The organism is Brevundimonas sp. (assembly GCF_018608325.1).
Classification (GTDB): domain Bacteria; phylum Pseudomonadota; class Alphaproteobacteria; order Caulobacterales; family Caulobacteraceae; genus Brevundimonas.
On the sequence record NZ_JABAZW010000003.1, the window covers coordinates 2,468 to 12,912 of the forward strand.

11 protein-coding genes are annotated in these 10,445 nt (G+C 65.7%); 7 read left to right on the forward strand and 4 right to left on the reverse strand.

Annotated features, from left to right (window positions below; genetic code table 11):
* Positions 1 to 105: 105 nt before the first annotated feature.
* Positions 106 to 678, reverse strand: coding sequence for a cob(I)yrinic acid a,c-diamide adenosyltransferase (locus QZ281_RS00150; RefSeq protein ID WP_292223181.1), 573 nt, complete (start codon positions 676 to 678; stop codon positions 106 to 108).
* Positions 679 to 681: 3 nt separating this feature from the next.
* Positions 682 to 885: a twin transmembrane helix small protein gene (locus tag QZ281_RS00155; protein ID WP_292223183.1), complete on the reverse strand. Its 204-nt coding sequence runs from the start codon at positions 883 to 885 to the stop codon at positions 682 to 684.
* Positions 886 to 1,062: 177 nt separating this feature from the next.
* On the opposite strand from QZ281_RS00155, the gene QZ281_RS00160 reads away from it, so the two are divergent.
* The 3 genes from QZ281_RS00160 (at position 1,063) to QZ281_RS00170 (ending at position 5,815) form a co-directional block, all read left to right on the forward strand.
* Positions 1,063 to 3,219 (forward strand): TonB-dependent receptor, encoded by a 2,157-nt coding sequence (locus QZ281_RS00160; RefSeq protein WP_292223186.1) that lies wholly within the window; start codon positions 1,063 to 1,065, stop codon positions 3,217 to 3,219.
* Positions 3,220 to 3,320: 101 nt separating this feature from the next.
* A complete protein-coding gene (locus QZ281_RS00165; RefSeq protein ID WP_292223189.1) occupies positions 3,321 to 4,475 on the forward strand; it encodes a hypothetical protein in 1,155 nt (384 codons plus the stop codon).
* Positions 4,476 to 4,576: 101 nt separating this feature from the next.
* A complete protein-coding gene (locus tag QZ281_RS00170; RefSeq protein ID WP_292223191.1) occupies positions 4,577 to 5,815 on the forward strand; it encodes an argininosuccinate synthase in 1,239 nt (412 codons plus the stop codon).
* Positions 5,816 to 5,820: 5 nt separating this feature from the next.
* Here QZ281_RS00170 and QZ281_RS00175 read toward each other — a convergent pair whose 3' ends face one another.
* Positions 5,821 to 7,173, reverse strand: coding sequence for a PQQ-dependent sugar dehydrogenase (locus QZ281_RS00175; protein ID WP_292223194.1), 1,353 nt, complete (start codon positions 7,171 to 7,173; stop codon positions 5,821 to 5,823).
* A gap of 95 nt (positions 7,174 to 7,268) precedes the next feature.
* Here QZ281_RS00175 and QZ281_RS00180 point away from each other — a divergent pair, with 95 nt between their 5' ends.
* The 4 genes from QZ281_RS00180 to QZ281_RS00195 all read left to right on the forward strand — a co-directional run bounded on the left by QZ281_RS00180 (position 7,269) and on the right by QZ281_RS00195 (position 9,728).
* Entirely contained in the window at positions 7,269 to 7,736 is a 468-nt protein-coding gene (locus QZ281_RS00180) for a translation initiation factor IF-2 (RefSeq protein ID WP_292223196.1), read from the forward strand.
* Between the two features lie 77 nt (positions 7,737 to 7,813).
* Entirely contained in the window at positions 7,814 to 8,374 is a 561-nt protein-coding gene (locus QZ281_RS00185) for a hypothetical protein (RefSeq protein ID WP_292223199.1), read from the forward strand.
* A gap of 60 nt (positions 8,375 to 8,434) precedes the next feature.
* Positions 8,435 to 9,067, forward strand: a complete 633-nt coding sequence (locus QZ281_RS00190) for a LysE family translocator (protein ID WP_292223203.1) — start codon at positions 8,435 to 8,437, stop codon at positions 9,065 to 9,067.
* A 97-nt stretch (positions 9,068 to 9,164) separates the two neighbouring features.
* A complete protein-coding gene (locus QZ281_RS00195) occupies positions 9,165 to 9,728 on the forward strand; it encodes a hypothetical protein (protein WP_292223206.1) in 564 nt (187 codons plus the stop codon).
* A gap of 61 nt (positions 9,729 to 9,789) precedes the next feature.
* Here the strand turns inward: QZ281_RS00195 and QZ281_RS00200 are convergent.
* A partial coding sequence (locus QZ281_RS00200; protein WP_292223209.1) for a DUF6065 family protein occupies positions 9,790 to 10,445 on the reverse strand: 656 nt, incomplete at its 5' end.

Here is a 10,445-nt window from a genome sequence, read left to right on the forward strand (position 1 = left end):
AAACGAGATCGCCCTGCAGAATCAGGCGCGCGACGCCGAGATCGCCCGCCAGAAGGCGGCGCTGGCCGCGCGGCGCGGCAACTGATCTGAAGGCGAGCGGGAGGCCTAGCGCGTCGCGCCGGGCTTCCACTTGATGTCGTTGGCGCCATTGGCGTTGGCGCGGCGGGCGGCGACGAACAGATGGTCGGACAGGCGGTTCAGATATTTCACCGCCGCCTCATTCACCGCCTCGCCGGATTCCACCAGACGCACCGCCTCGCGTTCAGCGCGGCGGCAGACGGTGCGGGCCACATGCAGATGTGATGACAGGGGTGAGCCGCCCGGCAGGATGAAACTGTCCAGCGGCTTCAGGCTCTCGTTCATCCAGTCGATTTCCTGCTCCAGCCGCTCCACCTGACTGTCGATGATGCGCAGGGCCTCCCAGGCGGGGGGCGGGTCGAGCGGCGTGGCCAGATCAGCGCCCAGATCGAACAACTCATTCTGGATACGGCCCAGCATGGCGTCGATCCGGTCGTTCTGGCCGCTGTTCAGCCGAGCCACGCCGATGACGGCGTTCAGTTCATCGACCGCGCCATAGGCTTCGACCCGGCGATCCGTCTTGGACACGGGCGCGCCTGACGCCAGACGCGTCTGACCGCCATCGCCGGTCCGGGTGTAGATCTTGTTCAGCACGACCATGGATCAGCCTCCGCGTGTCGCTTTCCACAACATCCCGACGACCAGCAGCAGGATGGCCGCCGCCTGCAGGCCGACCCGCAGCCGCATCAGCTTGTTGGAGTTGGAGCGCGCATACTCCCCGCCCCGGAACAGCGAATAGAGGCCGAAGCCCAGGGTGATGGCGACGGCGGCGATGGCGACCAGGATCAGGATGTCGAAGATCTGCATGGCGCTGTTCTAAGCCCGCAAGCGGCGCCGCGCCAGCAGAAGGGAGACCGTCTGCATCTGCGCCCTGAAACCCCGCCGTCAGGGGTGCGACACTTGCGACCCTTTCGCACACCCCCCTTGGTCGGCTTTTGCGAATGCTGTTGAGAGGCGCTCGCAACAATCGGGACCTTGCTCAAGATGACCTTCTCCACCCGCGCTCGCCTGCTGGCCGGCGTTTCCTGCGCCTTCGGCCTGACCTCCGGCGCAGCCTTCGCCCAGACGTCGCCTGCCGCGACTCAACCGGCGAATCTGGAGGAAGTCGTCGTCACCGCCTCAGGCTTTGAGCAGCGCATCAGCCAGGCCCCCGCCTCCATCAGCGTGATCCCCCGCGCCGAGATCGAGGAAATCCGCGCCGTCTCGCTGGCCGAAATCCTGAACAATGTAGAAGGCGTCGACACGGGCGCCGCTGTCGGCAAGACCGGCGGCCAGACCATCAACATCCGGGGCATGGGCTCGGACTACACCCTGGTCCTGATCGACGGGCGCCGCCAGAACACGGCAGGCAGCGTAACGCCGAACGGTTTCGGCGAAACCTCGTCCAGCTTCATGCCGCCGGTCTCGGCCATCGAGCGCGTCGAGGTCGTGCGCGGTCCCGTCTCCACCCTGTACGGATCGGACGCCATGGGCGGGGTGGTCAACATCATCACCCGCAAGATCGGCGACAGCTGGCATGGCTCGGCGACGGCGCACTACACCATCCAGGGCGATGACGAGTTCGGCGCCATCCGCGGCGGCGACGTCTATCTGGCTGGCCCTCTGGTCGCAGACCGCGTTGGCGTGTCGATCCGGGCGTCGCGCTCGGAACGTGAACAGTCCAAACTGACCTATGAGACCATCAACGGCGTCCAGACGCCCGTGTCCGGCTTTGGCCGCAGCGCCACCGCCAACCAGATCTGGTCGGCGGGCGGTCGCGTCGCCTTCAACCTGCACCCCGACCATGACCTGTGGATCGACGGCGATGTGACGCGCCAGTGGTACGACAACGCCAAGGGCCAGATGGGCACCGCCACCACCGCAGGCGGCTATGACAGGTTCCTGGAGTTCAACCGCGACCAGATCTCGGTGGCCCACAACTGGCGCCTGCCGTTCGGCGTGCTGGAATCCAACTATTCGCTGAGCAAGACCACCACCGACGGCCGCATCATTCCCAACGGCGTGGCGGGCGCTGGCGGCTCGCGGACGCTGGAGAGCGAAAACCGCATCTTCGACACCAAGCTGTTCTCGCAGTGGCGCAACCACACCTTCACCGTCGGGGGCCAGCACTGGGAAGCCGAAATGACCGACGGCGTGGTGTCGGGCACCTTCAACCACACCCAGTGGGCGGTCTTCGCCGAGGACGAATGGCGCTTCACCGACACCCTGGCCCTGACGGTCGGCGCGCGTCATGACGACCACTCGACCTTTGGTTCGCACTTCAGCCCGCGCGCCTATCTGGTGTGGAACCCCAACGAGGTGTGGACGGTGAAGGGCGGCGTCAGCCAGGGCTTCAAGACCCCGCGCCTTGAACAACTGGCCTCGGGCATCAACGGCTTTGGCGCACAGGGCCGCCTGCCCCTGCTGGGCAGCCCCGGTCTGAAGCCGGAAACCTCGACCTCGACCGAGTTCGCGGTGCTGTATGACGACCGCCAGCACCTACGCGCAGGCGTGACCGTCTTCCACAACAAGTTCGAGGACAAGATCGCCACCGGCGTGCCGATCGCCAACTGCGTCTTCGGCCTGACCCAGGCCCAGTATAATGCAGGCGGCTACAACACTTCCGGCTGCTACGACGTCGGCTTCTACACCCCTTACATCTCCACGGTCGCCACCTACGGCCAGAGCGTGAACATCGACGAGGCGGTGACCCAGGGGGTCGAGGCCTATGCCCGTTATCGCTTCAACGACGCCTGGACCCTGCAGGGCAACTACACCTACACCGACAGCGAGCAGAAGTCGGGCGCGGCGACTGGTCAGCCCCTGACCGACACGCCAGAGCACATGCTGAACGGCAATCTGCGCTGGGTCGCCAATGACCGCCTGAACCTGTGGCTGCGCGGCGAATACCGCTCCTCACGCTATCGCGGCGCAGGCGACGCCCAGACGGCGCTGGGCGATTACAAGGCCTACAGCCTGTTCCACCTGGGCGGCGCTTATAAGATCGACCAGAACCTGACCCTGAACGCCGTGGTCTACAACCTGTTCGACAAGGACTTCGTCAGCCTGCTGCCCTATGGGCCGACGCCGACCTATGCGCCTGAGTTCGCCAACAATCAGGAACCGCGCCGCCTCTGGATTTCGGTCACCGCCGCCTTCTGATTTACTCCCCCAGCCTATCGACAGGGGTCGCTTCGGCGACCTCTGTTCTTTTTTATAGCTCAGCTAAGCCCTTGGTCACCATTCTGCGTCATGGTGCCCTCATGACTGATCGCGCCGTTCGCAGCCTCGAACACCTCAAGGGCTCCGCCTCCACCGCACGCGTGCTGAATCTGCTGCGCGTCTGGGAAGAGAATGGCGACAGCGGCAGCGACGGCGTCGCCAAAAATCCGGAATGGGCTGAACGCCCCGTCTTCCTCACTACGGCCCTGAACCGGTCGCTGATCATCAAGCACCGCCTGCGCCGCAACGAGTTCGACCTGTTCACCGGCCGACGCCAGGTGGCGACCAAGATCATCATTCCCATCGACGAAACCGATCTGAAGACCGGCGGCCGCTATGTCTTCGTCAACCAGATCGGTTTCGAGCGCGCGATGACCGAGGCGTTCGGCGTGGCCCCGGACCATCCCGACATCACGACCCTGCGTCTGATCGACAAGCTGCCCTCACTGGACCCGTTCCTGCTGCGCGAACAACTGCGGCGCGGCGGCCAGGACCCGGCCTCCTGCTATTTCTCGATCAGTGAAGGCGATCTTCAGCGCATGACCGCCTTCGTGCGGTGCGAGATCGAGCCGCTGGTGACCCTGAGCCTTGGCCCGGACACCATGGCCCTGGCCCACGAATCCGCCAGCCGCATGGCGGCCAAAATCCTGTCCAACAGCCCCGGCGACCAGTTGGACGCCCTGCGTCAGACCCTGCGCCTGGCCCCGGACCAGTATCAGGAGGGCGTCTTCTGCTGGAAGGGCTTCCTCTATTATAAATGGACCCTGTCCACTCTGTTGAGCGAAGTCGGGATTGTCGCCGAATCCGTCCGCACCACCCATCCGGCGGGCCGGGTGGACCGGGCCGCCCGCGAATATCTGGACCGCAGCCGCGAAGTCCTGCGCATGCGGATCATCAAGACCTGCGACGAGGTCAGCCGCACCCTGCGCGTCTATGACGACGCCTACGCCAAGCTGACGCAGGAAGGCCATCCCATCGCCTTCCGCGACTTCCTGCTGGATGCGCCCGCCATGTTCGCCAAGCTGGGCGACCAGTTGGGCGCAGTCCAGCATATCGTCAGCTATTGGCGCTTCCGCTTCGGCCCCACCAGCCCGCCGGTCAATGTCGAGGAGCTGATGGACATCTTCATGGACTTCGAGACCGGCCTTCTGGGTCGGGGCGAAATCCCGGAGGCGTCAGGCGTTCTGGCCGCCTAGAGGCGAACGTCAATCAGGGCGTCGGGCCGGTAAAAGGTTGCATCCCCGCCCCCCCGGTCTTATGCGCGCGTCAACTCCCCTACGCTTGCGAAAGATCCGCCATGACCGCCCCTGCCGACAAGCCCGTCAAGAAGGTCGTCCTTGCCTATTCGGGCGGCCTCGACACCTCGATCATCCTGAAGTGGCTTCAGACCGAATATAACGCCGAGGTCGTGACCTTCACGGCTGACCTGGGCCAGGGCGAGGAGCTTGGCCCGGCACGCGAGAAGGCCCTGAAACTGGGCATCAAGCCCGAGAACATCTTCATCGACGACCTGCGCGAAGAGTTCGTGCGCGACTTCGTCTTCCCGATGTTCCGCGCCAACGCCCTGTATGAAGGCCAGTACCTGCTGGGCACCTCCATCGCCCGCCCGCTGATCGCCAAGCGCCAGATCGAGATCGCCAAACAGGTCGGCGCCGACGCCGTCTGTCACGGCGCCACCGGCAAGGGCAACGACCAGGTCCGGTTCGAGCTGGGCTACTATGCCCTGAACCCCGACATCCACGTCATCGCGCCCTGGCGCGAGTGGGAATACCGCAGCCGCGAGGCCCTGCTGGACTTCGCCGAGAAGAACCAGATCCCCATCGCCAAGGACAAGCGCGGCGAGGCCCCCTTCTCGGTCGACGCCAACCTTCTACACTCCTCGTCCGAGGGCAAGGTGCTGGAAGATCCGGCTGTCGAAGCGCCTGAGTTCGTGCATCAGCGCACCATCTCGCCGGAAGACGCGCCGGACACCCCGACCGTCATCGAGATCGGTTTCGAAAAGGGCGACGCCGTGTCGATCAACGGCGAGGCCATGTCGCCCGCCACCCTCCTGACCGCGCTGAACCAGTACGGCCACGACAACGGCATCGGCCGTCTGGACCTGGTCGAGAACCGCTTCGTCGGCATGAAGTCGCGCGGCGTCTACGAGACCCCCGGCGGCACCATCCTGCTGGCGGCGCACCGCGGCATCGAGTCGATCACGCTGGATCGCGGCGCCATGCACCTCAAGGACGAACTGGCGGTCAAATACGCCCACCTCGTCTACAACGGCTTCTGGTTCTCGCCCGAGCGCGAGATGCTGCAGGCCGCCGTCGACAAGAGCCAGGAAAAGGTTTCCGGCACGGTGCGGGTCAAGCTCTACAAGGGCAACACCACCGTCATCGGCCGCGAAAGCCCTTACAGCCTGTACGATCAGGATCTGGTCACCTTCGAAGAAGGCGTCCAGGCCTATGACCACCACGACGCCGAGGGCTTCATCAAGCTGAACGCCCTGCGCCTGCGCGTCCTCGCCAAGCGCGACGCCCGCAAGAACTAGTCTGCCTAAGGCCGGGCGATCCTCAGGATCGCCCGGTTCTTGTCATCGGTCACCCAGATCGACCCGTCCCGCGCCACGGCCATGACCACCGGCGCGCCCTGCGGCTGACGGTCCGCAATCCTGTTCCAGCCCGGCGTCAGAACCTTGCCCCGAATGCTCGGCGCGCCTGCCGGATAGGGCAGCGATCCGCGCGGATAGATGGCGTAACGCCCGCCGCGATCCACCAGCGGCGCCCCTTGCGCATCCGTCTCCGCCGCCACGATGCGCCCGGCCGCCCGGCGATAGCCGTGCCAGGTCATCAACAGACGCCCGCGCAGTTCCGGGAACATCGCCCCCTCATAATAGATCAGGTCCAGCGGCGCCGCGTGCGGCGGCAGCAGAGCCACGGGACTGAGCCTCTGGCCGCATCGTGACTGGGCCGCGCTCCATCCCGGCAGGGGCGTGGCCATGTCCACGCAATAGGGCCAGCCGTAGTCGCCGCCCTGACGCAGCACATTGATCTCGTCATACGGATGATCCGGCGTAGTCAGGTCGACCGAGTTCTCACCCTGCAGGATCGTCCCCGACCGGTGCCGCACCAGGGCGATGGAGTTGCGCAGGCCCGAAGCGAAGACCGTGCTGTCCTCCGACCACCGCCCTCGTCCCAGATAGGCATGCCTGCGCACCTGGGCCGTCGCTGCGCTGTCGATGCAGGCGCCCGAGGCATTGACGACAGGCTTGCCCGCCTTGTCCACGCAGCGGTCGGTCGGCGCGCCGACATTGACCAGCAGGTCGCCATTCCCGTCGAAGACGAAGCTGGACAGCGGGTGGCGGTTGTCGTGCAGCTGATTGTCCGGCAGGCCGCCGATCACGGTGCGGACGCTGGCCGCCGGGTCGGCGGCGTCGGGGTCCAGCGTCAGGATGCGGTTCATCTCCGACACATAGATGCGTCCGTCCGGCCCGCGCGCCACCGTGTGCGGCATGCTCAAGCCCCCGGCCAGTCTTCGCCAGTTGGCCGCACCGTCGCTGGCGACGCTCAAACGCCAGACCGCGCCCCGCCCTGCGGTCCAGGCCCCCAGATCGGTCACCAGCCAGTCGCCGTCAGCCAACTGCATCAGGCCGCGCGGCATCAGCGGCCCGTCGTTCCCCGCCCCCTGCCAGACCAGCCCCAGACAGGTGTTCGGGACCATGCGCACCGTCGTGGCGGGCGTTCCGGCGCATACCCCCTGTGTCGCATATTGCCGACGCGCGGCGGTCAGCGCCTGCGCGTCCAGGGCGACGCCGACGACCCCGATCAAGGTCAGGGAGGCGGCGAGAAGCGGGGCCAGTTTTCGCATCATCATGGCCCAATGCTGCGGCTCCCGGCGGGTCTCTGGCAAGGGTTTCACGCCCGCCGAACGACGAATGCCGCAATACGGGCTTGCCACCGCCGTCATAGACCTTGAGGTTGTGCGCCTGAAAATTGGAGTTTCACATGCGCCTTCTGACCCCGCTGGCCGCCGCAGCAGCCCTCGCCATCGCCGCTCCGGCCTTCGCCCAGACCACGCCCCCAGCCCCGCCGGCAGCGCAGACCACCAGCCCTGAAGAAGCGGCCATGGAAGCCAAGGGCCAGGCGTTTGAATCGGTCATGAACCAGATGAACTCCGAGCTGGAGGCCATCCTGAAAGACGAGAGCAAGAGCGCCGAAGCCGTCACCGCCGAAACCAACGCCGTGATCGACCGCCGCGCCGCCGACATCACCACCTTCTCGCGTGAAGTCGAAGCCTTCATCAAGGCTGAGGCCACCAAGCCCGAGCATGCCGCCCAGAAGGACGAAATGATCGCCGGCGCCGCCCAGGCCCAGCAGGCCATCGCCAGCATCCCCGAACAGATCCGCGCCGGCGTTCAGCAAGCCCTGGCCGCCCGCACCGCCGCAGCCGCCGCTCCGGCCCGCCCGCAGTAAGCCGCCTTACCGCGATTTCACTTGAGACGGGGCGGCGTTCGGCAGAGTTTCGCGGGGTCAACAAAGGGGTTCTTCCCATGATCCGCATGCTCAGCCTGACCGCCGCCCTGGCCTTGCTGCCGCTGTCCTCCGCCCTGGCGCAGGATGCGACGCCCGCGCCCGGTTCCGCCGAAGCCCGTCTTCAGGCCGCATCCAGCGCCTTTGAGCAGCGGATGGAGAACTTCGGCCAGCGCGCCGAGGCCCTGTCGCAGGACAAGAGTCTTTCCGAACACGAAAAAGGCGCCCGCATCACAGCCCTGTGGGCCGAGTATGCGCCGGACGTCAGCACCTTCACCGCCGAGGCGACCCATCAGGCGTCCCAACTCGCCGCCGAGGCGCTGAAGGACATCGACGTCAACGCCCTGGTGAACCAGGCCCTGAACGATCCCGATGTGCAGGAAGCGATACAGAGCGGCGTCGCCGCCGGAAGCGGCATCGCCCGCAACAGCGCCTGGACCAACCCCACGCCCGAGCAGATCGAAACCTATGGGCTGATCGCCCAGTATGCGCTCAATCAGGCTCAGGACGCCGTCAGCCCCTCCGATGAGACTGACGCCGAAGACATGGTCCAATCAAAGCCCCGGGTTAAAAACCACTGACCCGGCCGGTTCAGCACGGGCAAGCTTGACGCCGGGTCCGGCACGACCGACACCGCCTTCATGTCCGCCCTGCCCGTCGATCCGCACCTCTACACCACCTTCCTGGGCGTCATGGCGGTGATGGCCATAACCCCCGGACCGGCAAACCTTTTTGCCGTCGCATCGGGGGTTGAGAAGGGCCACGCCTCGGCCCTAGTCAGCGTGGTCGGCATGAACACGGCCACCCTGGTCTGGTTCGGCGCCGCCGCCCTGGGACTGGGCGCGCTGGTCAAGGCCTTCCCCGAAGCCTTCCGCATCATCGCCATCCTCGGCGCCCTCTATGTCGCCTGGCTGGGGCTGAAGGCCCTGATGGGCGCTTTCAAGACCGCCGCCCAGCCCGATCAGGTGGTGGTGCGCAAGGATCGCGGCGCCTTTATCGACGGCTTCGCGGTTCAGATCGCCAACCCCAAGGCCATCCTGTTCTTCACCGCCGTCCTGCCGCCCTTCGTGGACGTGAACCGGGCCGTCGCGCCGCAACTGGTCCTGTTCGCCGTCGCCGTCATCGGCATGGATATGCTGTCGATGAGCGCCTACGCCCTGTCCGGCGCCGCGCTGTCACGCCGCATGCAGCAGCCGCGATTCAAGCGCGGTTTCGGGTTATTTGTCGGCATCCTGCTGCTGGCCGCAGCCGTATTGATTGTGCTGCGTATCTAGACGCGGCCCAGCTTCAGCCTAGATTGACGTGGAACTGGCCGTTCATGCGTCGTTCAGCCGTCAGCGCGCCCAATTGGGCATCAAGGAGTTGATCTACATGCGTGCCCTACCCCTCAAGACCTTGGCGGTGACTTTGGCCGCTGGACTCGCGCTGGCCGCCTGCGCCACCGCCACGCCCTATCAGCCCGCAGGCTTCAACGGACAGCGCGGCGGCTATGCCGAACAGCGTCTGGAGAACAACCGCTTCCGCGTCAGCTTCTCCGGCAACTCGGTGACCTCGCGTGATCAGGTCGAGATGTCGCTTCTGCTGCGTTCGGCGGAACTGACGGTCGAGAACGGCTTCGACTGGTTCTCCACCGTGAACCGCGCAACGGACCGCGACACCCGCTTCGTCTCGACGCCCGATCCGTTCTACTCGCGCTACAACAGCTTCTATGGCCCCTACTGGGGTCCGTCGTGGCGTTACTACCGCAGCGGTTTCTGGAGCCCGTGGGATCGTTGGGGCGCCAATGACTTCGACGTTCGCCAGGTCGACCGCTACGAAGCCAATGCGGAAATCATCATGGGTCGCGGTCCCAAGCCCGCTAGCGATCCGAACGCCTTTGACGCCCGCGACGTGGTCCAGAACCTGAGCGGCCGCGTCACCCGCCCCGGCGCCTGAGCCTTAAATGCAAAGGGCGGCCTGAGACTTCGGTCCCGGGCCGCCCTTTTTCTTTTTGAGATCAGCCGACGCGCGGCGTTTTCAGGCGGCGCTTGTTGGCGTGCGTCGCAGGCGCTGCGCCCAGGTCTTCCGGGATTTCCCCCTTGAAGTAGAAGCGCTGCCACGCCTCCTTGGCCGCATCGGGATCGCCCGAGGCCAGACGGGTGTTGAAGTCGGTGCGCGCCCGGTTCCAGGCCTCGAACTGGCCCTTCATCACCGGGTTGGATTCCAGCGTGCGGATCACCGGCTGGAACTGCTCGACCTTTTTGTGCTCGACCAGATTGATGAAGCAGAAGGGCTCGCCCTTCTCGAACTTCACCCGGCCGGGGCGCGTGAACAGCCAATTCATCGTGAAGGGGAAGGGCAGCCAGTCCGTCTCGATCAGGCCGACCAGAGGCTGGATGCCGTCCTTCATATGGTTGGGTGAACCCGAGCAGATCATCCCCCAGCCCGGCGGCGTGCGGAACAGATACTGCGGGTGCATGGTCAGAACCCCGCGCGAGAAGTGCGAGGTGACGAAATGATCCAGGTCCGCCTGCGGGCGTTCCGGCGTGATGGTGATGTCGTCCTGACGCGGGCCGCCGTTCCATTCCGCCGTAAAGCCGAACGGGCACAGGATCTCCCACCCCGTCGTATTGGCCATGTTCAACGGCAGACAGCGATAGGGGTGGCGGCTGG

Bases quoted from the DNA above. Each gene is read 5' to 3' on its own strand.
- QZ281_RS00150 (WP_292223181.1), bottom strand. From the start codon at position 678: ATGGTCGTGCTGAACAAGATCTACACCCGGACCGGCGATGGCGGTCAG.
- QZ281_RS00155 (WP_292223183.1), bottom strand. From the start codon at position 885: ATGCAGATCTTCGACATCCTGATCCTGGTCGCCATCGCCGCCGTCGCC.
- QZ281_RS00160 (WP_292223186.1), top strand. From the start codon at position 1,063: ATGACCTTCTCCACCCGCGCTCGCCTGCTGGCCGGCGTTTCCTGCGCC.
- QZ281_RS00165 (WP_292223189.1), top strand. From the start codon at position 3,321: ATGACTGATCGCGCCGTTCGCAGCCTCGAACACCTCAAGGGCTCCGCC.
- QZ281_RS00170 (WP_292223191.1), top strand. From the start codon at position 4,577: ATGACCGCCCCTGCCGACAAGCCCGTCAAGAAGGTCGTCCTTGCCTAT.
- QZ281_RS00180 (WP_292223196.1), top strand. From the start codon at position 7,269: ATGCGCCTTCTGACCCCGCTGGCCGCCGCAGCAGCCCTCGCCATCGCC.
- QZ281_RS00185 (WP_292223199.1), top strand. From the start codon at position 7,814: ATGATCCGCATGCTCAGCCTGACCGCCGCCCTGGCCTTGCTGCCGCTG.
- QZ281_RS00190 (WP_292223203.1), top strand. From the start codon at position 8,435: ATGTCCGCCCTGCCCGTCGATCCGCACCTCTACACCACCTTCCTGGGC.
- QZ281_RS00195 (WP_292223206.1), top strand. From the start codon at position 9,165: ATGCGTGCCCTACCCCTCAAGACCTTGGCGGTGACTTTGGCCGCTGGA.